26 protein-coding genes are annotated in these 26,542 nt (G+C 60.6%); 14 read left to right on the forward strand and 12 right to left on the reverse strand.

Going from position 1 to position 26,542, the window contains the following annotated elements:
* Positions 1-62 precede the first annotated feature (62 nt).
* Complete coding sequence (locus E3O56_RS06075) at positions 63-2,240, reverse strand: malate synthase G (protein ID WP_248127984.1); 2,178 nt, start codon at positions 2,238-2,240, stop codon at positions 63-65.
* A gap of 267 nt (positions 2,241-2,507) precedes the next feature.
* Here E3O56_RS06075 and E3O56_RS06080 point away from each other — a divergent pair, with 267 nt between their 5' ends.
* A complete protein-coding gene (locus tag E3O56_RS06080) occupies positions 2,508-3,020 on the forward strand; it encodes an ACT domain-containing protein (protein ID WP_005792098.1) in 513 nt (170 codons plus the stop codon).
* A 222-nt stretch (positions 3,021-3,242) separates the two neighbouring features.
* Here the strand turns inward: E3O56_RS06080 and rarD are convergent, their stop codons facing one another.
* The 5 genes from rarD to E3O56_RS06105 form a co-directional block, all read right to left on the reverse strand.
* A complete protein-coding gene (rarD, locus tag E3O56_RS06085) occupies positions 3,243-4,127 on the reverse strand; it encodes an EamA family transporter RarD (RefSeq protein ID WP_005792097.1) in 885 nt (294 codons plus the stop codon).
* Positions 4,128-4,254: 127 nt separating this feature from the next.
* On the reverse strand, positions 4,255-5,229 hold the full coding sequence (locus E3O56_RS06090) for a serine/threonine protein kinase (protein WP_103735247.1): 975 nt from the start codon (positions 5,227-5,229) through the stop codon (positions 4,255-4,257).
* 169 nt (positions 5,230-5,398) lie between these two features.
* Positions 5,399-7,297 (reverse strand): PhoX family phosphatase, encoded by a 1,899-nt coding sequence (locus tag E3O56_RS06095; protein ID WP_248127985.1) that lies wholly within the window; start codon positions 7,295-7,297, stop codon positions 5,399-5,401.
* A gap of 70 nt (positions 7,298-7,367) precedes the next feature.
* Complete coding sequence (locus tag E3O56_RS06100) at positions 7,368-8,132, reverse strand: TOBE domain-containing protein (protein WP_103735246.1); 765 nt, start codon at positions 8,130-8,132, stop codon at positions 7,368-7,370.
* Between the two features lie 57 nt (positions 8,133-8,189).
* Positions 8,190-8,927 carry a ComF family protein gene (locus E3O56_RS06105; RefSeq protein WP_148854063.1) on the reverse strand — a complete coding sequence of 246 codons (738 nt, stop codon included), beginning with the start codon at positions 8,925-8,927 and terminating at the stop codon, positions 8,190-8,192.
* 92 nt (positions 8,928-9,019) lie between these two features.
* On the opposite strand from E3O56_RS06105, the gene bioB reads away from it, so the two are divergent.
* The 9 genes from bioB (at position 9,020) to E3O56_RS06150 (ending at position 19,431) form a co-directional block, all read left to right on the forward strand.
* A complete protein-coding gene (gene bioB / locus E3O56_RS06110) occupies positions 9,020-10,075 on the forward strand; it encodes a biotin synthase BioB (protein ID WP_005792092.1) in 1,056 nt (351 codons plus the stop codon).
* An 11-nt stretch (positions 10,076-10,086) separates the two neighbouring features.
* Positions 10,087-11,268 carry an 8-amino-7-oxononanoate synthase gene (gene bioF / locus E3O56_RS06115; protein WP_248127986.1) on the forward strand — a complete coding sequence of 394 codons (1,182 nt, stop codon included), beginning with the start codon at positions 10,087-10,089 and terminating at the stop codon, positions 11,266-11,268.
* Positions 11,261-11,992 carry an alpha/beta fold hydrolase gene (locus E3O56_RS06120; protein ID WP_032879110.1) on the forward strand — a complete coding sequence of 244 codons (732 nt, stop codon included), beginning with the start codon at positions 11,261-11,263 and terminating at the stop codon, positions 11,990-11,992. Before bioF ends, E3O56_RS06120 begins: the two co-directional genes overlap by 8 nt.
* On the forward strand, positions 11,985-12,797 hold the full coding sequence (gene bioC / locus E3O56_RS06125) for a malonyl-ACP O-methyltransferase BioC (RefSeq protein WP_248127987.1): 813 nt from the start codon (positions 11,985-11,987) through the stop codon (positions 12,795-12,797). The genes E3O56_RS06120 and bioC overlap by 8 nt, the downstream gene beginning before the upstream one ends.
* Positions 12,794-13,474 carry a dethiobiotin synthase gene (bioD, locus tag E3O56_RS06130; protein ID WP_078822489.1) on the forward strand — a complete coding sequence of 227 codons (681 nt, stop codon included), beginning with the start codon at positions 12,794-12,796 and terminating at the stop codon, positions 13,472-13,474. The genes bioC and bioD overlap by 4 nt, the downstream gene beginning before the upstream one ends.
* 105 nt (positions 13,475-13,579) lie before the next feature.
* Positions 13,580-13,861 carry a hypothetical protein gene (locus E3O56_RS06135; protein WP_032879113.1) on the forward strand — a complete coding sequence of 94 codons (282 nt, stop codon included), beginning with the start codon at positions 13,580-13,582 and terminating at the stop codon, positions 13,859-13,861.
* Between the two features lie 334 nt (positions 13,862-14,195).
* Positions 14,196-16,001, forward strand: a complete 1,806-nt coding sequence (locus tag E3O56_RS06140) for a phenylacyl-CoA dehydrogenase (RefSeq protein WP_032879115.1) — start codon at positions 14,196-14,198, stop codon at positions 15,999-16,001.
* Positions 16,002-16,219: 218 nt separating this feature from the next.
* Entirely contained in the window at positions 16,220-17,509 is a 1,290-nt protein-coding gene (locus E3O56_RS06145) for a GGDEF domain-containing protein (RefSeq protein WP_032879116.1), read from the forward strand.
* 143 nt (positions 17,510-17,652) lie between these two features.
* Positions 17,653-19,431: an acyl-CoA dehydrogenase C-terminal domain-containing protein gene (locus E3O56_RS06150; protein WP_078822486.1), complete on the forward strand. Its 1,779-nt coding sequence runs from the start codon at positions 17,653-17,655 to the stop codon at positions 19,429-19,431.
* Between the two features lie 226 nt (positions 19,432-19,657).
* Here the strand turns inward: E3O56_RS06150 and E3O56_RS06155 are convergent, their stop codons facing one another.
* Positions 19,658-20,557: a LysR family transcriptional regulator gene (locus E3O56_RS06155; protein WP_005792083.1), complete on the reverse strand. Its 900-nt coding sequence runs from the start codon at positions 20,555-20,557 to the stop codon at positions 19,658-19,660.
* A gap of 209 nt (positions 20,558-20,766) precedes the next feature.
* Here E3O56_RS06155 and E3O56_RS06160 point away from each other — a divergent pair, with 209 nt between their 5' ends.
* The 4 genes from E3O56_RS06160 (at position 20,767) to E3O56_RS06175 (ending at position 23,182) form a co-directional block, all read left to right on the forward strand.
* Positions 20,767-22,035, forward strand: coding sequence for an aminotransferase class III-fold pyridoxal phosphate-dependent enzyme (locus E3O56_RS06160; protein WP_103735241.1), 1,269 nt, complete (start codon positions 20,767-20,769; stop codon positions 22,033-22,035).
* 225 nt (positions 22,036-22,260) lie between these two features.
* Positions 22,261-22,626: a type II toxin-antitoxin system RelE/ParE family toxin gene (locus E3O56_RS06165; protein WP_032879120.1), complete on the forward strand. Its 366-nt coding sequence runs from the start codon at positions 22,261-22,263 to the stop codon at positions 22,624-22,626.
* Positions 22,610-22,930 (forward strand): DNA-binding transcriptional regulator, encoded by a 321-nt coding sequence (locus tag E3O56_RS06170; protein WP_032879122.1) that lies wholly within the window; start codon positions 22,610-22,612, stop codon positions 22,928-22,930. Before E3O56_RS06165 ends, E3O56_RS06170 begins: the two co-directional genes overlap by 17 nt.
* 93 nt (positions 22,931-23,023) lie before the next feature.
* Positions 23,024-23,182: a YqaE/Pmp3 family membrane protein gene (locus tag E3O56_RS06175; protein ID WP_003194776.1), complete on the forward strand. Its 159-nt coding sequence runs from the start codon at positions 23,024-23,026 to the stop codon at positions 23,180-23,182.
* A 5-nt stretch (positions 23,183-23,187) separates the two neighbouring features.
* Here the strand turns inward: E3O56_RS06175 and pqqE are convergent, their stop codons facing one another.
* The 5 genes from pqqE to pqqA all read right to left on the reverse strand — a co-directional run bounded on the left by pqqE (position 23,188) and on the right by pqqA (position 26,404).
* Positions 23,188-24,339: a pyrroloquinoline quinone biosynthesis protein PqqE gene (gene pqqE, locus E3O56_RS06180; protein WP_005792079.1), complete on the reverse strand. Its 1,152-nt coding sequence runs from the start codon at positions 24,337-24,339 to the stop codon at positions 23,188-23,190.
* On the reverse strand, positions 24,311-24,586 hold the full coding sequence (pqqD, locus tag E3O56_RS06185) for a pyrroloquinoline quinone biosynthesis peptide chaperone PqqD (RefSeq protein WP_032879124.1): 276 nt from the start codon (positions 24,584-24,586) through the stop codon (positions 24,311-24,313). The genes pqqE and pqqD overlap by 29 nt, the downstream gene beginning before the upstream one ends.
* Positions 24,583-25,335 carry a pyrroloquinoline-quinone synthase PqqC gene (gene pqqC, locus E3O56_RS06190; RefSeq protein WP_248127988.1) on the reverse strand — a complete coding sequence of 251 codons (753 nt, stop codon included), beginning with the start codon at positions 25,333-25,335 and terminating at the stop codon, positions 24,583-24,585. The genes pqqD and pqqC overlap by 4 nt, the downstream gene beginning before the upstream one ends.
* An 11-nt stretch (positions 25,336-25,346) precedes the next feature.
* Positions 25,347-26,258, reverse strand: a complete 912-nt coding sequence (gene pqqB / locus E3O56_RS06195; RefSeq protein WP_103735240.1) for a pyrroloquinoline quinone biosynthesis protein PqqB — start codon at positions 26,256-26,258, stop codon at positions 25,347-25,349.
* A 71-nt stretch (positions 26,259-26,329) separates the two neighbouring features.
* Positions 26,330-26,404 (reverse strand): pyrroloquinoline quinone precursor peptide PqqA, encoded by a 75-nt coding sequence (pqqA, locus tag E3O56_RS06200; RefSeq protein WP_003194766.1) that lies wholly within the window; start codon positions 26,402-26,404, stop codon positions 26,330-26,332.
* Positions 26,405-26,542: the final 138 nt, after the last annotated feature.

The following is a 26,542-nucleotide window of genomic DNA, read 5'->3' on the forward strand; positions in this document are numbered from 1 at the left end:
GCCAGTTCAGTCATCCTCAACCCAACTAAAAAGCCCTGATCTCTCGATCAGGGCTTTTTCATTTACAGGCCGTTTTTAGCCTTGAACTCCCGACGCCTGCGGTGCAACACCGGCTCGGTATACCCATTGGGCTGCTTGGTCCCTTCAATCACCAACTCCACCGCTGCCTGGAACGCGATATTGCTGTCGAAATCCGGCGCCAACGGACGATACAACGCGTCCCCGGCATTCTGACGGTCCACCACCGGCGCCATGCGCTTGAGGCTTTCCATCACTTGGTCTTGGTTGACGACGCCGTGGCGCAGCCAGTTGGCAATGTGCTGGCTGGAGATACGCAGTGTGGCGCGGTCTTCCATCAGGCCCACATCGTTGATGTCCGGTACTTTCGAACAGCCAAGCCCCTGGTCAATCCAACGGACCACATAGCCAAGGATGCCCTGGGCGTTGTTGTCCAGTTCATTGCGGATCTCTTCGTCCGACCAATCGGTGTTGCTGGCCAGAGGAATGGTGAGGATATCGTCCACCGAGGCGCGTTCGCGCTTGGCCAGTTCGGCCTGGCGGGCAAATACGTCGACCTTGTGATAGTGCAACGCGTGTAGCGCCGCAGCGGTCGGCGACGGTACCCAGGCGGTGTTGGCACCGGCCAATGGATGGGCGATTTTCTGCTCAAGCATCGCCGCCATCAGGTCGGGCATGGCCCACATGCCTTTACCGATTTGTGCACGGCCTTGCAGGCCGGTGCTCAAGCCGATATCGACGTTCCAGTTTTCGTAGGCGCCGATCCATTTTTCCGCCTTCATGGCGGCCTTGCGCACCATCGCCCCGGCTTCCATGGAGGTGTGGATTTCGTCGCCGGTACGGTCGAGGAAGCCGGTGTTGATAAACACCACGCGCTCGCTGGCGGCCTTGATGCAGGCCTTGAGGTTGACCGTGGTACGGCGCTCCTCGTCCATGATCCCGACTTTGAGCGTATTACGCGCCAGGTTCAGCACCTCTTCGATGCGACCGAACAGCTCGTTGGTGAACGCGGCTTCTTCCGGGCCGTGCATCTTCGGTTTGACGATGTACACCGAACCTGTGCGGCTGTTCTTGCGCGTGTTGTTGCCATTGAGGCTGTGGATCGCCGCCAGGCTGGTGATCAGGCCGTCGAGGATGCCTTCGGGCACTTCGTTGCCGTCTTTATCGAGGATCGCATCGATGGTCATCAGGTGGCCAACGTTGCGCACGAACAACAGCGAACGGCCGTGCAGGGTCACGTCGTTACCGTCGATGCCGGTGTAGACGCGATCAGGGTTCATGGTACGAGTAAAGGTCTTGCCGCCCTTGGCCACTTCTTCGGCCAGGTCGCCCTTCATCAGCCCGAGCCAGTTGCGGTAGATCACCACCTTGTCATCGGCATCCACGGCGGCAACGGAGTCTTCGCAGTCCATGATGGTGGTCAGCGCGGCTTCCATCAGCACGTCTTTGACGCCGGCGGCATCGGTCTGGCCGACCGGAGTGCTGGCGTCGATCTGCAACTCGAAGTGCAGGCCGTTGTGTTTGAACAGGAGCGCAATCGGCTCGGCCGCGGGGCCCTGGAAACCGATCAACTGGGCATCGTCACGCAGGCCGCTGTTGCTGCCGCCTTTGAGGCTCACGATCAGCTTGCCGTCGACGATCTTGTAGCCGGTGGAATCGACGTGGCTGCCCGCGCTCAGCGGTGCGGCTTCGTCGAGGAAGGCGCGGGCGAAGGCGATGACCTTGTCGCCACGCACCTTGTTGTAGCCCTTGCCCTTTTCGGCGCCGTTGGCTTCGCTGATGGCGTCGGTGCCGTACAACGCGTCATACAGCGAGCCCCAGCGCGCATTCGAGGCGTTGAGGGCGAAGCGCGCATTCATCACCGGCACCACCAGTTGCGGGCCGGCCATGCGCGCGATTTCGTCGTCGACGTTTTGCGTCGAGGCCTCAAAGTCTGCGGCTTCTGGCAGCAGGTATCCGATGTCTTGCAGGAAGGCTTTGTAGGCCACCGGGTCGTGGGCCTGGCCGGCGTGAGTCTGGTGCCAGGTATCGATCCGCGCCTGGAAATCGTCGCGTTTGGCGAGTAGGGCTTTGTTCTTCGGTGCCAGGTCGTGGATGACCTTGTCGGCACCGGCCCAGAACTGGTCGGCAGTAATGCCGGTACCGGGAATGGCTTCGTTGTTCACGAAGTCGAACAGGACTTTGGCGACCTGCAGGCCACCGACTTGAACGTGTTCAGTCATTGCTTGCCTCACTCTGCGGAGCTTATGCGCTTTTTCAGATTTTCATTATGTAGTGCACGGTTGGGCATACTACATGATGACTTGCGGTTGTGAAAATTAGACTAAATACGTCGTTTAGCGACCCACTTTGGTCGTACGGTCACAGCGGAGAATCGGATGTTCTCAAAAAACTATTGGATTGTTCCAGATAAATATAAAAATGGTACACGATTTGTTTTCGAGGGCTCCCGGGTCCACCTTGTAGATTGAATTCCAGAGGGCTTCGCCATGGACCATCTTGTACTCACAATTATCGCTGCCGACAAACCCGGCCTGGTTGAACGCATCGCGCAGAACATTGCTGCCCACGGTGGTAACTGGCTGGAAAGCCGCATGGCCCACATGGCTGGGCAGTTTGCCGGGATCCTGCGGGTCAGCGTGCCGACGGAGCAACGTCAGGCACTGGTGGGCGCGCTGGAAGACTTATCCACACACGGCATACGCGTGCTGGTGGGCGAGGGCAGTACAGGGCAGGCGGCAGTGTCCAAATCGATTGTGATGACGCTGGTGGGCAATGACCGCTCGGGCATCGTGCGCGAGATTACTGCGCTGTTGAGCCAGCAGGGTGTCAACGTGGAGCGCTTGAGTACCGATGTACGCCCGGCGCCCATGAGCGGGGACCCGTTGTTCAACGCCGAGGCTTTGTTGCAGGTGCCGTCTACGTTGTCTCTGGAGCGCTTGCAGGAATCGCTTGAGACCTTGGCCGACGACTTGATGGTGGAACTGCGCAACGAGGAATAACCACCCACAAGGTTATGCATGGAAATCTTGCATGGGCCTGTGGATAACCTGTAGAGACCCGGCGCCAGGCCACGTCGGCCGGACTTCTCCGTCAGCTGAGCAAAAAACGAGCAGTTTCAAGGGCTTGTGCACAAATGGCGGGGATCAGGTTGTGGATAACCTTGGGGTGAAACGCTGCAAGCCACGGGCGCCGTGGCTTGCAAAGGTTTGTGCGTTATTTGATCAGCGTTTGCGCACCGTCAGCCATGCATCCACGCTGTAGATCACCAGCCCGGCCCAGATGAAGGCGAAGGCAATCAGCGTGGCCGGCGCCAGGTGTTCGCCGAACAGCAATACCGCTTCCAACAGCACCAGGGTCGGCGCCACGTATTGCAAAAAGCCCAGTGCGGTATAGGGCAAATGCCGTGCTGCGGCGTTAAAGCAGACCAATGGAATCAGGGTTACCGGACCTGCGGCCACCAACCACCAGGCTTCGGAGGTGCTCCAGAATTCCAGTTGTGCACTGTGGGCCGATGGATTGAACAGCAACCAGGCGACGGCAATCGGCACCAGCATCCAGGTTTCCACCACCAGCCCCGGAAGTGCCTTGACCGGGGCCTGTTTACGGATCAAGCCGTAAAAACCGAACGTCAACGCCAGCGCCAGCGACACCCATGGCAAGCTACCCACCTGCCACACTTGTTGCGCCACACCGACCGCCGCCAACCCCACCGCCACCCATTGCAGGCGGCGCAGGCGTTCACCGAGTATCAACATACCCAACAGTACATTCACCAGCGGGTTGATGTAGTAACCCAGGCTGGCTTCAAGCATGCGCCCACTGTTCACCGACCACACATAGGTCAGCCAGTTGGCCGCGATCAGCGAACCGCTGAGTGCCAGGATCGCCAGGCGCTTGGGGTTGTCACGCAGTTCGCGAAACCAGCCAGGGTGCTTCCACACCATCAACAGCAAGCCGCCGAACAGCGCTGACCACAGCACGCGGTGCACGATGATCTCGGCGGCGGGCACGCTGGCGATGGCTTTGAAATAGAGCGGGAACAGACCCCAGATGACGTAGGCGCTCAGGCCCAGGATGTACCCCTTGCGAGGGTTGGCGGCTTGCATTGCAGAATCCTTGCTTAGGCAGCTAACAAAGCGCGATTGTAAGGATATTTGTCAGACAATGGGGACTTGCTTGGCAATGGGGATTTTTATGTGGGAGGGGGGCTCGCTCCCACATAAAGCAAAGCAGTCAGAAGAGTTTTAGCGGTTCTTCATTGAGCGCCGACAGTTGCTCACGCAACGCCAGCACCTGGTCGCCCCAATACCGCTCGGTGCCAAACCACGGGAAGCTGTGGGGAAACGCCGGATCGTCCCAGCGCCGTGCCAGCCAGGCGCTGTAGTGCATCAGGCGCAAGGCGCGCAACGGTTCGATCAGGGCGAGTTCGCGGGGGTCGAAATCGTGGAACTCCTGATAGCCGTCCATCAGTTCCGACAGCTGGCCCAGGCATTCCTGGCGGTCGCCAGCGAGCATCATCCACAGGTCTTGCACCGCCGGGCCCATGCGGCAGTCGTCGAGGTCGACGATATGGAACATCTCGTCGCGGCACATCATGTTGCCGGGGTGGCAATCGCCGTGCATGCGGATGTTCTTGTGCGGCGTGGCTTTATAAACCTCTTCCACACGCTTGAGCAGGTCGCGGGCCACGGATTCATAGGCCGGCAACAGGCTTTTGGGAATGAAGTTGCCTTCGAGCAAGGTGTTGAGGGAATCGTGACCGAAGTTCTTCACGCCCAGGGCTTCGCGATGTTCGAACGGGCGGGTTGACCCCACGGCGTGCAAACGGCCGAGCAACTGCCCAAGGCGATAAAGCTGGTCGAGGTTGCCTGGCTCCGGCGCGCGGCCGCCACGGCGGGGAAACAGGGTGAAGCGGAAACCTGCGTGTTCGAACAGGCTCTCGCCGTTGTGAATCAGCGGGGCCACCACGGGCACTTCGCACTCGGCCAGTTCGAAGGTAAAGCGGTGCTCTTCGAGGATCGCCTCGTTAGTCCAGCGTTGGGGCCGGTAGAACTTGGCGATCAGCGGTTCGGCGTCTTCGATGCCCACCTGGTACACGCGGTTTTCGTAGCTGTTGAGCGCCAACACGCGCGCATCGCTGAGAAAGCCGATGCTTTCGACGGCGTCGAGGACCAGATCAGGGGTGAGTGTTTCAAACGGGTGAGCCATGCGAACTCCTGCGCGCAGCAGGGCGCCGCGTCCGGCCGGGTATGGTAACGCACCGGGGCTGGGATAGGTGGTGGCTGTGCTATTGCAATCGGGGGCAAGCCCCCTCCCACATTTGAATGTATTCGCAATTCAGAATTGTGGGAGGGGGCTTGCCCCCGATGAGGCCCTGTCAGGCGCCTACGATCCCGCCATCATCCCGCCGAATCGCCATCACCGACGAACGCGGCTTGCCGTTCGGCAGATGTTCAGGCCAAGTCGAACCACCGGTTTCTCCCGGATGCTGAATCCCCACAAACAACGTCTTCTGATCCTGCGCAAAGCTGATCCCGGTGACCTCACACGCCACCGGCCCGACCATGAAACGGCGGATTTCCCCGGTGCTCGGGTCGGCACACAGCATCTGGTTGTTGCCCATGCCGGCAAAGTCGCCCGCGTTGCTGTAGTCGCCGTCGGTGAGGATCCACAGGCGCCCGGCCTTGTCGAAGCCCAGGCCGTCGGGGCTGTTGAACATGTTCTGTGGGTTGATATTGGACGAGCCGCCCTTCGGCGTACCACCGTGCACGCCCGGGTTTCCGGCCACTACGAACAGGTCCCAGGTAAAGTCTGTGGCGCCGTGGTTATCGGCGTCGGCTTTCCAGCGCAGGATCTGGCCGTAGACGTTTTTCTCTCGCGGGTTGGGGCCGCCCACCGGCTGGCCGTCTTCGCCGCGCTTGGCGTTGTTGGTCAGGGTGCAGTAGACCTGGCCGTCGGTGGGGCTGACGACGATCCACTCCGGGCGGTCCATGCGCGTGGCCTTCACTACGCTGGCGGCCAGGCGCGCATGGATCAGCACCTCTGCCTGGTTTGCGAAACCGCTGCCGGCGTCGATGCCGTTTTTGCCATGGGTGAGTTCAACCCATTGGCCTTTGCCCTTGGGATGATCGGCGTTACCGTCGCCCGCATCGAAGATGGCCACGTACAAGGTGCCGTGGTCGAGCAGGTCTTTGTTGGCTTTCGGATTGCTGTGGTTGATCTGATCGCGGCTGACGAACTTGTAGATGAACTCGCCGCGTTCGTCGTCGCCCATGTACACCACGGCGCGGCCGTCGCGCGTTTCGGCCAGCGCCGCGTTTTCATGTTTGAAGCGGCCCAGGGCCGTGCGCTTGACCGGAGTGGATTGCGGATCGAACGGGTCGATTTCCACCACCCAGCCATGGCGGTTGAGTTCGTTGGGGTTCTTGGCCATGTCGAAGCGTGGGTCGTGAGGGTGCCAGTTGATGTCTTTGCTGGCGGCCACTACGCCGTAGCGTTTCTGCCCGGCGTCGAACGCTTGCTGCGGGTTGCTGCTGCCGAAGCAGTCGGTGAAGTTCTCTTCGCAGGTCAGGTAGGTGCCCCACGGTGTCTTGCCGTTGGCGCAGTTCTGGAACGTACCCAGGACTTTCTTGCCGGTTTTGTCGGCAGTGGTTTTCAACCAGTCATGGCCGGCAGCGGGGCCGCTCAAGCGGATTGGTGAGTTGCCATGGATGCGCCGGTTGTAGCGTGAGTCCTGGACGAACTGCCAGGTGTCGCCCTTGCGCCGTACTTCGATCACCGACACGCCCTCGCTGGCCAGGGCCTTGCGTACCTCCTCGGCCGATTGTGGCGCGCCGCCGTGGGCGTAGAGGTAGCGGTAGTTGGTGTATTCGTTGTTGATCGCCATCAAGGCGCGGTTGTCGTCGCCCGGGAACGGAAACAGGCTCATGCCGTCGTTGTTGTCGCCAAATTGCTGTTCCTGGGCCTTGGCCGTGCCATTGCCCGACGGGTCGAAAGCCGGGGCGTTCTTGTGCAGCGGCTGGCCCCAACTGATCAGCACCGAAGCACTGTAGCCAGGGGGCAGGGTGATGGTGTCGCTGGTGGCGGCGGCGATGCTGGTAAAACCCAGCAGCGGGCTGGCGGAGGCAGCATTCACCGCCAGGGCGCTGCGGCTCAGCAGGTTACCGCCGAGGAACATCGCGGCGCCGCACAGGGCGCCCGCGCCGATAAAGCGACGGCGGGTCAGGCCGACCATTTGTTCAAGGTCAGTGGCTTGGTTTTCTTCTAATAGGCTCATCTCAGGCTCCCGCGATTTTTGCAGATACCTTAAGGAGCGGTTGTGACCAAATTGTTGCAGCCTGAAGACGTTATACCGGGGTCCCGAGCAGCACATTGCTGGGTGCGAATTGCACCTGGATCGGCTGGCCCTCGGCAGCGTTGAGTACCAGGAGTGCAGCGGGCGGTGCCAGCGCGCATAACACTTGGCCGTTGGGCAAGGCGATACGCACCTCGCTGGGGCCATCCTTGGCGTCGAGAATCGTCTCGATCACACCGCTCATGCAATTGTGTCCAGGTGTTTCTGGGTGCCCGATCGCCCGCAACTCCAGCCATCCCGCTTTGATCAGGGCGACCACCTCCACGCCGGCCTGCAGCTCCAGCCGTTGGGTGCTGTCGTGGGTAATCTGGGCGTCGAGGTACAGGTCGCCGGCCAGTTGCAGGCGAATCCTGTCGTTGCGGCCCTGGCTGTCGATGGCGATGACCTGGCCGTGCAATTGGTTGCGTGCACTGGTGCGCAGCATCAAGCGGCCGAGCAGGTTGAAGTCACTGGCCGCTTCGTCCGAACCGAGCAGCTCGGCCTGCAGCACTTGCAGGCGCTGATAAAGGCGCAGCACTCGTTCACCTTCTTGCGTCAGCTTGGCGCCGCCACCGCCTTTGCCACCGACGCTGCGTTCCACCAGCGGTTTTTGCGCCAGGTTGTTCAGTTCATCGATGGCGTCCCAGGCGGCCTTGTAACTCAACCCCGCACTTTTGGCGGCACGGGTGATGGAGCCCTGCTCGGCGATATGCCCCAGCAAGGCAATGCGTTGGGGGCGACGGATGATGTGCTGGCTGAGTGGGCTGGGCAGAGACATGGGCATACGCTTGGATGAGATAAGCCGACGTTGCCGCCCTGAAGCAGGGGAGTCAAGTCAGGGGCCGGGTTTGGGGGTGCGGGCCAGGCAGTAGACATCGACCTGGCGTGCGCCGGCGCCCATCAATAACCGCGCCAGGCTGTGGGCGGTAGCGCCGGTGGTGAGTACATCGTCCACCAGCGCCAGGTGTTGCCCTGCGACTTGAGCGCCGGGCGCCAGGGCAAAGGCGTTGAGCAGGTTACGCTTACGCGTCTTGGCGTCGAGGTCTTGCTGCGCCACGGTTTCAAGCGGGCGCAGCAGCGCGTGCTCATTGAGGGGAATGTCGAGCGCGCTACTGAGCCAGCGAGCCACCATCTGCGCCTGGTTAAAGCCGCGTTGGCGCAGGCGTTTGCGGGCCATGGGGACCGGCAGTAGATAGTCGGGGCGGTTGAGTTCGGCGTTATCGAAGCGGTGCTGCAGGTGCTGCCCCAGCAGGCGCGCCAGCATGTGGCCCAGCGGCCAGCGAGCCTGATGCTTGAAGCGGCTGACCAGGGTGTCGATGGGAAAACTGTAGGTCCAGGGTGCGATCACCTGGTTAAAGGCCGGAGGGTGTTTTTGGCACTGGCCGCAGATCAACCCGTCCATCGGCAAAGGCAAGGCGCACTGTTCACAATGCTCAAGCAGCCATGGCAGTTCTGTTTCGCAGGTATTGCATACATTTTCGGCGGAGTCTGTGCATTCGTCACAGATCAGACAGATCTGTTTGTTTTTTAACCAGATGTAAACTTGGTGTTTGTGCTCAGGTTGACAGTGCATGAATCTTCCTTAAATATGCCGAGCATCCGTGTCGTGCCTGTGGGTATTGCCCTTCCCGCAGCGTTAGCCAAAGCATAATCAAGGAATCGCCCATGAGCGCCAGCACCTCTGCCACCCTGCGTCACGACTGGTCTTTGGCCGAAGTCAAAGCCCTGTTCGTGCAGCCGTTCAATGACCTGTTGTTCCAGGCGCAGACCGTGCACCGCGCGCATTTCGACGCCAACCGCGTGCAGGTATCGACCCTGCTGTCGATCAAGACCGGCGCCTGCCCGGAAGATTGCAAATATTGTCCGCAGTCGGGTCACTACAACACCGGCCTGGAAAAAGAGAAGCTGATGGAGGTGCAGAAGGTCCTCGAAGAGGCCGCCCGCGCCAAGGCCATCGGCTCGACGCGCTTTTGCATGGGCGCGGCGTGGAAACACCCGTCGGCCAAAGACATGCCCTACGTGCTGGAGATGGTCAAAGGCGTAAAGGCCATGGGCCTGGAAACCTGCATGACCCTGGGCCGTCTCGACCAGGACCAGACCGAAGCGCTGGCCCAGGCCGGCCTGGATTACTACAACCATAACCTCGACACATCGCCAGAGTTCTACGGCTCGATCATCACCACCCGTACCTACAGCGAGCGCTTGCAAACCCTGGCCTACGTGCGTGATTCGGGGATGAAGATCTGCTCGGGCGGCATCCTCGGCATGGGCGAGTCCCTCGACGACCGTGCCAACCTGCTGATCCAACTGGCCAACCTGCCAGAGCATCCGGAGTCGGTGCCGATCAACATGCTCGTGAAGGTGGCCGGTACGCCGTTGGAAAACGCCGAGGACATCGACCCCTTCGACTTCATCCGTATGCTGGCGGTGGCGCGCATCCTGATGCCGCAATCCCACGTGCGCCTGTCCGCTGGCCGCGAAGCCATGAACGAGCAGATGCAGGCCCTGGCGTTTTTTGCCGGTGCCAACTCGATCTTCTACGGCGATAAATTGCTGACCACCGCCAACCCTCAGGCTGACAAGGACATGCAGCTGTTCGCACGCCTGGGCATCCTGCCCGAAGCTCGTGAAGAGCACGCCGATGAAGTGCATCAGGCGGCGATCGAGCAGGCGCTGGTGGAGCAAAAGAGCAGCGAGCAGTTCTATAACGCCGCTGTTTGATCGAGGCCAGCATGTCTTTTGATCTCGCCGCGCGCCTCGCGGCCCGCCGTGCCGAACATCTTTACCGTCAACGCCCGCTGCTGCAGAGCCCTCAAGGGCCCGAAGTGGTGGTGGATGGCCAGCCATTGCTGGCGTTCTGCAATAACGATTACCTGGGCCTGGCCAATCACCCGCAGGTGATCGAAGCCTGGCGTGCCGGGGCGGCCCGTTGGGGCGTGGGTGGCGGCGCTTCGCATTTGGTGGTGGGCCACGTCACGCCGCACCATGAGTTGGAAGAAGCCCTGGCTGACTTGACCGTGCGCCCGCGTGCGTTGCTGTTTACCACCGGCTATATGGCCAACCTGGGCGCGGTCACGGCGCTGGTGGGGCAGGGCGATACGGTGCTGGAAGATCGCCTCAACCATGCTTCGTTGCTGGATGCCGGCTTATTGTCCGGGGCGCGGTTCAACCGCTACCTGCATAACGACGCGGGCAGCCTGGCCAAGCGCCTGGAAAAGGCCACCGGCAGTACGCTGGTGGTCACCGATGGTGTGTTCAGCATGGACGGCGACCTGGCCGACCTGCCAGCGCTGGCCCGGGAAGCCAGGGCCAAAGGTGCCTGGCTGATGGTAGATGATGCCCATGGCTTTGGCCCGCTGGGCGCCCATGGCGGCGGCATCGTCGAACATTTTGGCTTGAGCCAGGACGATGTACCGGTGCTGGTTGGCACCTTGGGCAAAGCCTTCGGCACCGCCGGGGCATTTGTGGCAGGCAGTGAAGACTTGATCGAAAGCCTGATCCAGTTTGCCCGGCCGTATATCTACACCACCAGCCAGCCACCGGCACTGGCCTGCGCCACCCTCAAAAGCCTGGAATTGCTGCGCAGCGAACACTGGCGGCGTGAGCACCTCAATGGGTTGATCCGCCAGTTCCGTCGCGGTGCCGAGCAGATGGGCCTGGCATTGATGGACAGCTTTACGCCGATCCAGCCGATCTTGATTGGCGACAGCGCCCGGGCGTTGCGTCTGTCACAGATGCTGCGCGAGCGTGGGCTGATGGTGACTGCAATCCGCCCGCCGACTGTACCGGCCGGCAGTGCAAGGTTGCGCGTGACATTGACGGCGGCGCACAGCGAAGCGCAGGTGCAGCTATTGTTAAACGGATTAGAGCAATGTTTCCGGTTGTTGAACGCAGCGGAGCCCGACCATGCGTGATCGCCTGATACTGCTGCCCGGTTGGGGTCTCGGTGTGTCGCCGCTGGAACCGTTGGCCGCGGCACTGCAGGGCCTCAACGAGCACCTGCGGGTACAGATCGAACCCTTGCCGGCGCTGGATTCCAGCGATCTGGATGAGTGGCTTGACGAGCTCGATGCGACGCTGGCGGACGACGTCTGGCTCGGGGGCTGGTCCCTGGGCGGGATGCTTGCTTCGGAGCTGGCGGCACGCCGTGGCGAACGTTGCTGCGGTTTGCTGACCCTGGCGAGCAACCCGTGTTTCGTCGCCCATGATGGCTGGCCCCACGGGATGCCCGCCGAGACCTTCGATGCGTTCCTGGCGGGCTGCCACGCCGACTCCCAGGTCACCCTCAAGCGCTTCGGCCTGTTGTGTGCCAAGGGCGCGCAGGAGCCTCGCGGGCTCTCGCGCTTGCTGGTCAGCGGTGCGCCGCATACCGCCCCCAGCGTGTTGATGCCCGGCCTGGAGCTGCTGGCCCAACTGGATACCCGCGCGGCCTTGCAGGCATTTCGCGGGCCGCAGTTGCATCTGTTTGCCGGCCTGGATGGGCTGGTACCTGCCGAAGCTGCCAGTGACCTGCTGGCGTTGCTCCCGGATGTAGAAGTCGGCCTGATTGAACAGGCCGGTCACGCGTTTCTTCTGGAAGACCCCCACGGTGTAGCGGGGGCCATCCAGGCTTTTTTGCATGAGTGTGTTGATGACTGACTTATCCCACCCTTGTTTGCCGGGTGCCTTGCCGGACAAGCGCCAGGTTGCTGCCTCGTTCTCCCGTGCAGCGGCCAGCTACGACAGCGTGGCCGAGTTGCAGCGCGCAGTAGGGCATGAGTTGCTCCGCCGTTTGCCCAGCGCGCTTTCGCCACAACGCTGGCTGGATATGGGTTGCGGCACAGGGTATTTCAGTCGCGTGCTGGGTGAGCGTTTGCCCGGGAGCGAGGGCGTGGCGCTGGATATCGCCGAAGGCATGCTCAACCACGCGCGTCCGTTGGGTGGCGCCGCGCATTTCATGGCTGGCGATGCTGAACGCTTGCCGCTGAAGGCTGACAGCTTCGAGCTGCTCTTCTCCAGCCTCGCCGTGCAATGGTGTGCCAACTTCGATGCAGTGCTCAGCGAAGCTCAGCGCGTATTGCAACCTGGCGGTGTGTTGGCGTTCGCGAGCCTGTGCGTGGGTACCCTGGATGAACTGCGCGAAAGCTGGCGAGCGGTAGACGGCTTGGTTCACGTCAATCGCTTTCGCACCTTCGAGGCTTATCAGCAGTTATGTGCGGCCAGCGGCTTGCGGGTGGTGAGTCTCGCGCGACAGCCCCATGTGCTGCATTACCCGGATGTGCGCAGCCTGACCCACGAGCTCAAAGCGTTGGGCGCCCATAACCTCAACCCCGGCCGCCCCGGCGGCTTGACGGGGCGCGCGCGGATTGTTGCACTGGTAGACGCATACGAGCAGTTCCGTCAGGCTCAGGGCCTGCCCGCCACGTATCAGGTGGTGTACGCCGTACTGGAGAAACCGCTATGAGCGTCGCGTACTTCATCACCGGCACCGACACCGATGTGGGCAAGACCACTATCGCGGCCGGCCTGTTGCATGCTGCCAGGCTCGCGGGCAAAAGCACGGCCGCCGGGAAGCCGGTGGCGTCGGGGTGCCGGTTGACTGCCCAGGGCTTGCGCAATGCCGATGCCCTGGCGTTGCTGGCCGAGTGCTCATTGCCGCTCAGTTATGCCGAGGTCAACCCGGTGGCATTTGAGCCGGCTATCGCGCCGCATCTGGCTGCGCGCGAGGCGGGCGTGGGGCTGACGGTGCAATCGTTGCTCAAGCCGATGCAACAGATTCTGGCTCGTGGAGCCGACTTTACCTTGATCGAAGGGGCGGGCGGCTGGCGCGTGCCCTTGGCCGATCAGGCCAACCTGTCTGACCTGGCCATCGCGCTCAAATTGCCGGTGATCCTGGTGGTGGGTGTGCGCCTGGGCTGCATCAGCCACGCGTTGTTGACCGCCGAAGCGATCGCACGGGACGGCTTGCCGCTGGCCGGTTGGGTGGCGAATATCATCGATCCCAAGACCTCCCGTCTGGAAGAAAACCTCGCCACCCTGGCCGAGCGCTTGCCGGCGCCCTGCCTGGGGCGCGTGCCGAAGCTCAAGGATGCCGGTGCCGCCGCCGTGGCGGAGTACCTGGAGTTGGACCTGCTTGACTGATTTTGGCTATCGCAAGGCATTATGCCATTAGTGTTTTTGACGGGCCTTTTGCCGGGATGTCTGCTTCAATCCACCTTCACGATTCTCTCAAGGCAGGCTTAAGCCATGGAAATCTCTGGAAGCAGCGCGTTTTATTCGGGCCTGAGCAGTATTCAGACCGGGCAGAGCCGTGTCGACCAGGCGGCCGGCAAGATTGCCAGCGCCGCAACAGCCCAGCCATCGGCCGCGCAAAGCGATCGTCTGCAAGCCAATGACCGCGCCCAAGCGTCAAACTCGGCGAGCAATATGGTGGAAATGGCCCAGGGCAAGTTTCAAGTCGAGCTGGGGGCAAAAGTCGCCAAGGCTTCGGATGAAATGCTCGGTACGTTGATCGATACCTACGCCTGATCCCCTGCTGAACTCAATTAAAAATGTGGGAGGGGGCTTGCTCCCGATGCGGTGTATCAGCGTGCCCATTCATAGCTGACCTACCGCTATCTGGAGCAAGCCCCCTCCCATATTTGCCTGTGCCTGGCCCTGAGCTAGTTCTCTATTCGTTTTTTGCAGTGGCATCCCGCCGCAGGCCTTGCCGTGCCTGGCGATGACCTGCGTCAAGACAAACGGCATCTGGCCGACGCTTGACAACCCTGGGTCGTAAACGTATGTTTCAAACACCTGTTTGACCGCCATAACAAATCCACGCGGTTGTTCATCCCAGATACATCAGCAGAGGTTTATCGCTATGCCTGACTACAAGGCCCCCTTGCGTGATATTCGCTTCGTTCGTGACGAACTGCTCGGTTATGAAGCGCACTATCAGAGCCTGCCGGCTTGCCAGGACGCTACCCCGGACATGGTCGACGCCATCCTCGAAGAAGGCGCCAAGTTCTGTGAGCAAGTCCTGGCACCGCTGAACCGCGTGGGCGACATCGAAGGGTGTACCTGGAGTGAGTCAGGCGTTAAGACCCCTACCGGTTTCAAAGAAGCCTACAAACAGTTCGTCGAAGGCGGCTGGCCGAGCCTGGCCCATGACGTGGAGCACGGCGGCCAAGGCCTGCCGGAATCCCTGGGCCTGGCCGTGAGCGAAATGGTCGGCGAAGCCAACTGGTCGTGGGGCATGTACCCTGGCCTGTCCCATGGCGCGATGAACACCATTTCCGAGCACGGCACCCCCGAGCAGCAAGACGCTTACCTGACCAAGCTGGTGTCGGGCGAATGGACGGGCACCATGTGCCTGACCGAGCCACACTGCGGTACCGACCTGGGCATGCTGCGCACCAAGGCCGAGCCTCAGGCTGACGGTTCCTACAAAGTCTCCGGCACCAAGATCTTCATCTCGGCCGGTGAACACGACATGGCCGACAACATTGTCCACATCGTACTGGCCCGCCTGCCGGACGCACCGGCCGGCACCAAAGGCATCTCGCTGTTTATCGTGCCCAAGTTCCTGCCCAACGCCGATGGTTCAGTGGGCGAGCGCAATGCGGTCACCTGTGGTTCCCTGGAACACAAGATGGGCATCCACGGCAACGCCACCTGCGTGATGAACTTCGACGCAGCCACCGGTTTCCTGATCGGCCCGGCGAACAAAGGCCTGAACTGCATGTTCACCTTTATGAACACCGCTCGCCTGGGCACTGCCCTGCAAGGCTTGGCCCACGCCGAAATCGGCTTCCAGGGTGGCCTGAAATATGCGCGTGATCGCCTGCAGATGCGCTCCCTGACCGGCCCTAAAGCACCGGACAAAGCCGCTGACCCGATCATCGTGCACCCAGACGTACGCCGCATGCTGCTGACCATGAAAGCCTTCGCCGAAGGTAACCGCGCGATGGTGTACTTCACCGCCAAGCAAGTGGACATCGTCAAGTACGGCACCGACGACGAAGCCAAGAAACAGGCCGATGGCCTGCTGGCATTCATGACCCCGATCGCCAAGGCGTTCATGACCGAAGTCGGCTTTGAATCGGCCAACCACGGCGTGCAGATCTACGGTGGCCACGGCTTCATCGCCGAGTGGGGCATGGAACAGAACGTGCGCGATAGCCGTATTTCGATGCTGTACGAAGGCACCACCGGCATCCAGGCCCTGGACTTGCTCGGCCGCAAAGTACTGATGACCCAAGGCGAAGCGCTCAAGGGCTTCACCAAGATTGTGCACAAGTTCTGTCAGGCCAACGAAGGTAACGACGCGGTTAAAGAGTTCGTTGCACCGCTGGCGGCACTGAACAAAGAGTGGGGCGAGTTGACCATGAAGGTCGGCATGGCCGCGATGAAAGACCGCGAAGAAGTCGGTGCCGCTTCGGTGGATTACCTGATGTACTCCGGCTACGCGTGCCTGGCGTACTTCTGGGCCGACATGGCGCGCCTGGCCGCCGAGAAACTGGCTGCCGGTACCAGCGAAGAGGCGTTCTACACCGCCAAGTTGCAGACCGCGCGCTTCTACTTCCAGCGCATCCTGCCGCGTACCCGTACCCACGTGGCGACCATGCTGTCGGGCGCCAACAACCTGATGGACATGAAAGAAGAAGACTTCGGCCTGGCTTACTAAGCCTTACCGGTTCTTTCTGCAACCGCCGCCTCTTTCGGGACGCGGCGGTTTTTTTTGCCCTCCTACAGAGTACGGGCATAAAAAACCGCAGTAATGCACTCAGGGATTACAACCCGCTGCCGTTACAGTAGTGGCAATGTGATACGTGTCAGCCCGGTTGTGCTTAACTGGCTGCATAAAGGCACAGTGCCATTATTTTGCGGGTCGGAGTTTTACCCTTGTCACGCGTGTCTGCTGTACGTTTCAGTCATTTCCTACCTTCGCTGCTGCTGTTGCTGGCCGGGCTTTCGGCTGCGTACGTCAAGGACCTCAACGTCTTCTTCACCTCGCTCTTCAACGTGTTGCCGACCCTGGTCCTGCTGCTCGGCGGCGCGTACTGCGCGGTCTATCGGCGCCAGCGTGAACTGTTCCTGATGATCACGGTGTACGTCGCCTATTTCCTGCTGGATACCCAGACCGATTTCTACCGCGACAATGGACGCGTGCGTGACGACGCCGCGGTGGTGTTCCACCTGTGTTGCCTGCTGTTGCCGCTACTATTCAGCATCTACGCGCTGTGGCAGGAAAAAACCCATCTGTTCCGTGACTTCGTCGCCCGCTGCGCGGTGTTGCTGGCGGTGGGCAGTGTGGCGCTGGCCCTGGAGCAAAGTTTCCCCCAGGCTTTGCTGGGCTGGTTGGCGGAGATTCGCTGGCCGATGCTGCATGGCGCGTGGATGAGCCTGATCCAGCTGTCCTATCCCATGTTCCTGATCGGCTTCCTTACCCTGGCCGCCCAGTATTGGTATCAGCCGCGCCCGCTGCACGCCGCCCAATTGGTGGGGTTTTTGGGCCTGTTCTGGATGTTGCCGCAAACCTTCATCCTGCCGTTCACCCTCAACATCATGTGCAGCCAAGTGATGTTGATGATTGCTGCCGGTGTGGCCCACGAAGCCTATCAAATGGCGTTCCGCGACGAACTGACCGGCTTGCCGGGACGACGCGCCCTCAACGAACGCATGCAACGGCTGGGGCGCAACTATGTGCTGGCGATGAGTGACGTTGATCACTTCAAACGTTTCAACGACACCCATGGCCACGACGTGGGCGACCAAGTGCTGCGCCTGGTGGCGAGCAAGCTGTCCAAGGTCAACGGCGGCGGGCGCGCCTACCGGTATGGCGGTGAAGAATTTGCCGTGGTGTTTGCCGGCAAGACCTTGGATGAATGCATGCCGCACCTGGAGGAGATTCGCGAGATCATTGCCGGCTACGCCATCAAGTTGCGTAACCCGGATCGTCCTCATGACGACCACCAAGGCCGTCAACGGCGTGCGGGCAGCGGAGCCTCCAGCGTGTCGGTGACGGTCAGCATCGGCGTGGCCGAGCGTCAGGCCGAGCAGCGTAACCCTGAAGAGGTGCTCAAGTCCGCCGACCAGGCGCTGTACGCCGCCAAGGGCGCCGGGCGTAACTGCGTGATTGCGGCCGGGCAAACCCGTCGTGGCGCGGTGCGCACGCAAAGCGCTGCGGGTTGAGTCAGCGCGCTGTATTTACTGTGACTTAAAAATACCAGATAGTCACAAGCAGACCCTATGTGTCTGAAAAGTTGTTCGGGTACACTCGGGGTCTGTAAAACCGATCCTATCGAATCACTTTTCATGTTCCCACGAGGTTTGCCATGGCTGATTACAAAGCGCCGTTGCGTGATATGCGCTTCGTCCTCAACGAAGTTTTTGAAGTCGCCAAGACTTGGGCCGAACTGCCGGCATTGGCAGACACCGTTGATGCCGAAACCGTTGAGGCGATCCTCGAAGAGGCCGGCAAGGTTACCGCCAAATCCATCGCGCCCTTGAGCCGCGGCGGCGATGAGCAAGGCTGCCATTGGACCGACGGCGCGGTGCGTACCCCGGACGGTTTCCCCCAGGCTTATGCGACCTACGCCGAAGGCGGCTGGGTGGGTGTGGGCGGCGATCCGACCTATGGCGGCATGGGTATGCCCAAGGCGGTGTCGGCGCAGGTTGAAGAAATGATCAACTCGTCGAGCCTGGCATTCGGCCTGTACCCGATGCTGACCTCCGGCGCCTGTGTCTCGATCAACACCCACGCCAGCGAAGAGCTCAAGGCCGCGTACTTGCCGAAGATGTATTCCGGTGAGTGGGCAGGTTCCATGTGCTTGACCGAAGCCCATGCCGGCACCGACCTGGGCATGATTCGCACCAAGGCCGAGCCTCAGGCGGACGGTTCCTACAAGGTCAGCGGCACCAAGATCTTCATCACCGGTGGCGAGCACGACCTGACCGAGAACATCATCCATCTGGTGCTGGCCAAACTGCCGGATGCACCGGCGGGGCCCAAGGGCATCTCGCTGTTTCTGGTGCCCAAGTTCATGGTGAACGCCGACGGCAGCCTTGGCGCGCGCAACCCGGTGACCTGCGGTTCGATTGAACACAAGATGGGGATCCAGGCGTCCGCGACCTGCGTGATGAACTTCGACGAAGCCGTGGGTTATCTGGTCGGTGAGCCTAACCGTGGCCTGGCGGCGATGTTCACCATGATGAACTACGAGCGTCTGGGGGTGGGCATCCAGGGCCTGGCCTCCGGCGAGCGCTCCTATCAGAACGCGATTGAATACGCCCGCGACCGCCTGCAAAGCCGCTCCCCGCTGGGTGCACAGGCCAAGGATAAAGTGGCAGATCCGATCATCGTGCATCCGGACGTACGCCGTATGCTGCTGACCATGAAGGCGGCCAACGAAGGCGGTCGTGCGTTCTCCACCTACGTGGCGACGCAGTTGGACATCGCCAAGTTCAGCGACGATGCGCAGGCGCGCGAGCGCGCCGATAACCTGGTGGCGTTGTTGACACCCGTGGCCAAGGCGTTCCTCACCGACCTGGGCCTGGAAACCACTGTGCTCGGCCAGCAAGTGTTTGGTGGCCATGGCTATATTCGCGAATGGGGCCAGGAGCAGTTGGTGCGTGACGTGCGCATCACCCAGATCTACGAAGGCACCAACGGCATTCAGGCGCTGGATTTGATGGGACGCAAGATCGTCGGCAGCGGCGGTGCGTTCTACACGCTGTTCGCCGATGAGATCCGCCAGTTCATCGCTGAATCGGGGGCCGAGCTGGCCGAGTTCACCACGCCGCTCAGCGCAGCGGTGGATAACCTGGATGAATTGACGGCCTGGGTACTGGACCGCGCCAAGAGCAACGCGAATGAAATCGGCGCAGCGTCGGTGGAGTACTTGCATGCATTCGGCTACATGGCCTACGCCTATATGTGGGCGCGCATGGCCAAGGCCGCGTTGGGCAAAGAGGCCGAGGAGGCTTTCTACGCCAGCAAACTGGGGACTGCACGTTTCTACTTTGCCCGTCTGCTGCCGCGTATCCATTCGTTGAGCGCGTCGGTAAAAGCTGGTAGCGAATCGCTGTTCCTGATGGATGAAGCACTGTTTTAAGGGCCTGTAGGGCGTGTAAGCAATCTCTTACATGACGTGCTGCTAATCGTCCTCTATCGCCAAATTGGATCCACGGATAATCTACTTCACATGGACGTCGCGCAGGAAGCGCAAAGCAACAACACGGACACGTAGGATTCTGCCAGGACGGCGGAGTGAAATGGATGTCAGGGAAACAGTCTGCAAAGCCCCGCTTCGGCGGGGTTTTCTTTTGCCCGCGAAAAAGTCAGGCGCTTGCCTGCGGGGCATTCATCACGTCTTCCAGCAGGGTGCGCAGCAATGCGACGGTGGCCTGTTGGCGTTGCACATCGCGGCAGACCAGCCCCACCTTCAATGGCACCCTCGGTTCGCTCAAGGGTTTCCACAAAAGCGCCTGGCTGTTGTGTTCGTCCTGGGAACGCCCCGGTAGCACCGTCGCCAGCTTGGTGTGGGGCAGGCTGTCGAGTATTCCCACCATGGTGTTGAGCTCCGCTTGCACCTGCGGGCGCCGCCCCAGGTTGGCCAACTGGCCCTGCCAGATCTGCCTGACTTGAAACTCCTCCCCCAACAGCAGCATCGGTAACTCGGCAGCTTGTTTGAGCGAGACTTTCTTGAATTCGCGCAGCGGATGGTCGTCGGGAATCACCACCTTCAACTCATCTTCATACAGCAGCACACCGTGCAGGCCTGGCTGGCGTGGTGGCAGGTAGCTGATGCCAATGTCGAGGGAGCCGTTGAGCAACCGCCGCTCAATCTCAAGCCCCGTCAGCTCGTAAATCTGCACCACCAAATGAGGCTGGGCCTTGCGCACGCGCTCAAGCATTTGCGGCACCAGGCTGGTGTGCACGGTTTGCAGCACGCCGATGGCCAGGGTCCGCATGGCCTGGCCCTTGAAGTTGCGTAGCGCTTCGACGGCTTGCTGCATGCCATCAATGAGCGGCAACGCGTGGTTGTATAAGGTGTGCGCCGCCAGGGTCGGCAGCAGCCGCTTGCTGCTGCGTTCGAACAGACTTACATCAAGGTTCTGCTCCAGCTGGCGAATCTGTTGTGACAAGGCCGGTTGCGAGATCGAAAGACGCTCCGCAGCACGCCCTACGTGGCCTTCCTCATACACCGCGACGAAATAACGCAGTTGCTTGAAATCCATAAGGCTTACTTATCGAAAAAGCTGGAAAATCGAAATGGCCGCTGGCCCCCGAGACGCCTAGTCTAGCGCCTATTCGCAGGGCTTACAGGGCCGGATCGGACAATGAACAGCGTTTTTGTTGATAGCGTTTACATAGGCAAGGCAAAAAAAACTCAGGTGCAATGGTCCGGCCGTAACCACCAAGGTCAGGTTGCCAACGGGGGTAAGTTGTGAATCTGTTCAACATCCGCCGCCCCGCCCCGAGCCTGGATGACCTGATCCAGGATGCCCCACGCGACACGCATTCAACCGAGCATTTGATGCCCACTGTGGCGCGCCCACCTCAAGTGTTTGTGCGAGGCCAGGGCTCGTGGCTGTGGGACAGTGATGAGCGTGCCTATATGGACTTCAGCCAAGGCAATGCCGCCAACAGCCTGGGCCATAGCCCACAGGTATTGATCAAGGCCCTGGCTGCGCAAACCCAGGCGCTGATCAATCCCGGCAATGGCCTGCATAACCGTGCCCAACTCAATCTCGTCGAGCGCCTTTGCCAGCATACCGGCAGCGACCAGGCTTACCTGCTCAATAGCGGCGCGGAAGCCTGCGAGGCGGCAATCAAACTGGCGCGCAAGTGGGGGCAACTGCACCGTGGCGGGGCCTATCGCATTATCAGCGCCAGCAACGGTTGCCATGGACATGGCTTCGCTACGCTAGCCGCTTCGGCTGGTACCTTGGTAAACCGCTTCGAACCGCAATTGTCGGGCTTCAGTCACGTTCCCTTCAATGATCTTCCCGCCCTGCATGCTGCCGTGGATGCCCAGACGGTGGCCATTCTGCTGGAACCGATCCAGTGCGAAGCCGGCGTGATCCCGGCGACCGAACACTATCTCAAAGGCGTCGAGCGGCTGTGCCGCGAACTGGGGATCCTGCTGATCCTCGACGAAGTGCAAACCGGCATGGGCCGCTGTGGCACCTTGCTTGCCGAGCAACAGTACGGCGTGCATGCCGACATCATCACCCTGGGCAAGGGCCTGGGCGGCGGTGTGCCGTTGGCGGCGCTGCTGGCACGGGGCAAGGCCTGTTGCTTTGAAGTGGGTGAGCTGGAAGGTACCCATCATGGCAATGCATTGATGGCCTCGGCTGGGTTGGCCGTCACCGATACCGTGCTTGAGCCCGGTTTTCTTGAGCATGTACGCGTGTTGGGCTGTCACCTGGGCGAAGGGCTTGCCCGTCTGGCCTATCGCTACGGCCATGGCCCATTGCGCGGGAATGGCCTGATGTGGGGGCTTACCTTGTCGGATGATTCTGCGGATGCGGTGGTAAAAGCCGCGCTGCAAGAGGGACTGATCCTCAGCGCGCCGCAACCCGACTGCCTGCGCTTCACACCGGCGCTGACGGTGAGCAAAAGCAACATCGACGAAATGCTCCTGCGCCTGGCCCGCGCCTTCTCACGGGTGCGCACCGCGCAACTGCAATGCCGAAAGGGCATTGCTGTTTAACCGTCCAATTCCTGAACCGTCTCGCGGTATACGCGGCGCCCTCAGCCTGATTCTTTTGGCTGGGGGCGTTTTTTTGCCTGAGTAATTTCTGGTGTGAAAACGTTTATTGAGTCTCTTTGGAAACGATGGCTTTTTAGCGAGCGTCGGCAAGGACTGCCGGAGGGGCACGACGTGCTCGACTTTTAATCTATACCACTGGGTGGTATGTTTTAGGAAGGGATCTCCATGAGGCTCAGGTTGTTCAAAACAAGGCGATTTGCCGAGGCGGCCACTAAAGTCTGGATCTGCGATTCTGAGTTGAGGAAGGCGTTTGGCGAAATGTTGAGGGGGCAGGCAGATAATCTGGGAGGTGGTGTCTGGAAAAAACGTCTCAACCAGAATCGGCATCGGTCTGTTGTATTGGCCAAGGGCAGGCATTATTGGGTTTATCAGTTTCTGTTCGCGAAGCAGGATCAAAGCAATATAACGCAGAGCGAACTTGTCTGGTTTCGAACACTTGCCAAAACTTATGAAGGGTTAAACGAAGCACAGATTCAGCGCATGCTGGATCTCAGGGAGTTTGTGGAGATACATCATGACCAAGAAGTATAAAAGTGAGGCGCTTGAGTCCATTCATCAGTCTGCCGAAGCGCTTCATGCCATCGGCGCCATCAGCAAAACCACGCTTCGAGAATATGATGAAGCATGCTTATCTGCCATGCCGGACCAAATCCCTGCCGAACAGATCAAGCAACTGCGTGAAAGCAGCCATGTCAGCCAACCTGTATTTGCCCGCTACCTGAACACCAGTGCTTCCACGGTCAAAAAATGGGAGTCGGGCGAGAAACGGCCCAGCGGCATGGCACTCAAGTTGTTGAGCGTCGTGAAGAAGCATGGTCTGCAGATTCTGGCGTGAGATGGCCCGATGCCAGAATCCACTGAACCCTCACGAGCCGCCAATGTCGATTAGCTACACGGCTCACACGAGCCGATTTTCTGGAGCTGACCCATGGACATTATTCGTATCATCATCGCTATTCTGCTGCCGCCACTGGGTGTGTTCCTGCAAGTAGGCTTCGGCGGTGCATTCTGGCTGAATATCCTGCTGACCCTGTGCGGTTACTTCCCTGGCATCATCCACGCGGTGTACATCATCGCCAAGCGTTGAAGCCCTCAGCCTTTTGCAATGAGCCGTGAGTTGCGCTCATTGCGAAAGGCCAGTTGCTCGATGGTCTGGGTGGCATGTTCGGCTTCTTCCCGTGCCTGCAGGATGATGCCGTGCTGCTCGGACTTACTGCATACAGGGTCGGCATTGCTGGCGTCACCGGTGAGCATGAACGCCTGGCAACGGCAGCCGCCGAAATCCTTTTCCTTTTCATCGCATGAGCGGCAGGGCTCGGGCATCCAGTCGTAGCCGCGAAAGCGATTGAAACCAAACGAGTCGTACCAGATGTGCTGCATGCTGTGGTCGCGCACATTGGGAAACTGCACCGGCATCTGCCTCGCGCCGTGACAGGGCAGGGCGGTGCCGTCCGGTGTCACCGTCAGAAAGATGCTGCCCCAGCCGTTCATGCAGGCTTTCGGACGCTCTTCATAATAATCCGGTGTCACGAAGATCAGCTTGCATGGATGACCCTCGGCTTCCAGTTTGGCGCGGTATTCGTTGGTTATGCGTTCGGCGCGCACCAACTGGTCTCGGGTCGGCAACAAGCCCACACGATTAAGCTGCGCCCAGCCGTAGAACTGGCAGGTGGCGAGTTCGACAAAATCCGCTTCCAGCGCGATACACAGCTCGATGATGCGGTCGATCTTGTCGATATTGTGCCGATGGGTGACGAAGTTCAGCACCATCGGGTAGCCGTGTGCCTTGACCGCACGGGCCATTTCCAGCTTTTGCGCGAAGGCTTTTTTCGAGCCGGCCAGCAGGTTGTTCACCTGTTCGTCGCTGGCCTGGAAACTGATCTGGATATGATCCAGCCCGGCTTTTTTGAAGTCGCTGATTTTCTGCTCGGTCAGGCCGATACCGGAGGTGATCAGGTTGGTATAGAAGCCCAGCTTGCGGGCCTCGGCGATCAGTTCGGCCAAGTCCTGTCGCACCAGTGGTTCACCCCCGGAAAACCCCAGCTGTGCGGCACCCATCTCGCGGGCTTCGCGAAACACCTTGATCCATTGCTCGGTGCTCAGCTCTTTGCCCTGCTCGGCGAAATCCAGCGGGTTGGAACAGTACGGGCACTGCAGCGGGCAGCGATAGGTCAACTCGGCGAGTAGCCACAGCGGCAAGCCGATGGCGGGTTTTTCAGGCAAGGGTGATCCAGTGCTCAGCACGGGCGACCTCCATGAATTGCTCGATGTCTTCACCGAGCTCCGGTACGCCGGGGAATTGTTGGTCCAGCTCGGCGATGATGGCTGCCACGTCGCGCTCGCCGTCGATCAAACCGCCGATCAACGCGGCGCTGTCGTTGAGCTTGATCATGCCTTCCGGGTAGAGCAACACATGGCCTTTTTGCGCAGGCTCATACTGGAAACGGTAGCCCTGGCGCCAGGTCGGTATTTTGCTGCGATCAAAGCTCATAGGGTGATCCCTTTATGCCACACCCGCTGCTCGGTCACGCTGTGATAGGGCGGGCGTTTGAGTTCGTAGGCCATGCTCATTGCATCGAGCATGCTCCATAGAATATCCAGTTTGAACTGGAGAATTTCCAGCATGCGCTCCTGCCCCTCGCGGGTGGTGTAGTGCCGCAAGGTGATCGCCAAACCATGTTCCACATCGCGACGAGCCTGGCCCAGGCGGGTGCGGAAGTATTCGTAGCCGGCCGGGTCGATCCACGGGTAGTGCTGCGGCCAGCTGTCGAGGCGCGATTGGTGGATCTGCGGCGCGAACAGCTCGGTCAGCGAGCTGCTGGCAGCTTCCTGCCAACTGGCGCGGCGGGCGAAGTTGACGTAGGCGTCCACCGCGAAGCGTACGCCGGGCAGCACCAGTTCCTGGGAGCGCAGCTGGTCCGGGTCGAGGCCAACGGCCTGGCCCAGGCGCAGCCAGGCTTCGATACCGCCGTCTTCCCCCGGTGCGCCGTCGTGGTCGAGCAAACGCTGGATCCACTCGCGGCGGATCTCACGGTCCGGGCAGTTGGCCAGGATCGCGGCGTCTTTCAGGGGGATGTTCACCTGGTAATAGAAGCGATTGGCGACCCAGCCCTGGATCTGCTCGCGGGTAGCGCGGCCTTCATACATCGCCACATGGTAGGGGTGATGGATATGGTAGAAGGCGCCCTTGGCCCGCAAGGCTGCTTCGAACTCGGCGGTCGTCAGCGGTGTGTCAGTCATTTCAGTGGCTCCTACAATTCAATGCTCATGCCGTCGTACGCCACTTCGACATTGCGCCGCACCAACTCGGCTCGCTCGGGGGAATCTTCATCGAGGATCGGATTGGTATTGTTGATGTGGATAAGCACCTTGCGCTGCTTGGGCAACTGCTCCAGCACTTCGAGCATACCGCCCGGGCCGTTCTGCGCCAGGTGGCCCATCTCGCGACCGGTGCGGGTGCCGACGCCACGGCGCTGCATTTCATCGTCATCCCACATCGTGCCGTCTATCAAAAGGCAATCGCTGCCGCCCATGATATCCAGCAGCGGCGCGTCGACCTTGCCCAGGCCCGGGGCGTAGAACAGTTTACCGCCGGTGCGCAGGTCTTCGACGATCAGGCCGATGTTGTCACCAGGGTGCGGGTCGAAGCGGTGCGGCGAGTAGGGCGGCGCTGCGCTGCGCAACGGCAGTGGGGTGAAACGCAGGTTGGGGCAGGCCGGGATGGTGAAGCTGGCGTCCAGTTCGATGCGGTTCCAGGCCAGGCCGCCGTTCCAGTGGGTCAGCATGGTGAACAACGGGAACCCGGTGCTCAGGTCTTCATGGACCATGTCGGTGCACCATACCTGATGCGGGCAGCCTTCCCGCAGGCTCAACAGGCCAGTGGTGTGGTCGATCTGGCTGTCCATCAGGATGATTGCGCTGATACCGGTATCGCGCAGGGCGCGCCCGGGTTGCATGGGCGCAAAGCCCTGGAGTTGCGCGCGGATATCCGGCGACGCGTTGCACAGTACCCAATTCACACCGTCGTCGGAGATCGCGATGGACGACTGGGTGCGCGCCTGGGCCCGCAGGCTGCCATCGCGAAAGCCTGCGCAGTTCACGCAGTTGCAGTTCCACTGCGGGAAGCCACCGCCGGCGGCGGAACCTAGAATCTGGACAAACATGATCTCTCCATCAAGCGCAGCTCAAAACAAAAACGCCCCGGGCGAACCGAGGCGTTGTATTACTCAGCCAATCAACGGCTGGCGAAGTACATGGTGACTTCGAAACCAATACGCAGATCAGTGTAAGCAGGTTTGGACCAGGTCATATTCTTACTCCTATCAAGGGATGGGACGTTCACTACCAAGTAATACATATAGTCCACCTCCCACTGGAGATGTTCAGATATTGCTGCGCAATGTTACGCAATTCTTTTCAAGTTAGCGCTGTCTCGATGGAAAAAGCC

Origin of the sequence: Pseudomonas sp. W2Aug9 (genome assembly GCF_023127755.1) — a bacterium.
Classification (GTDB): Bacteria; Pseudomonadota; Gammaproteobacteria; order Pseudomonadales; family Pseudomonadaceae; genus Aquipseudomonas; species Aquipseudomonas synxantha_A.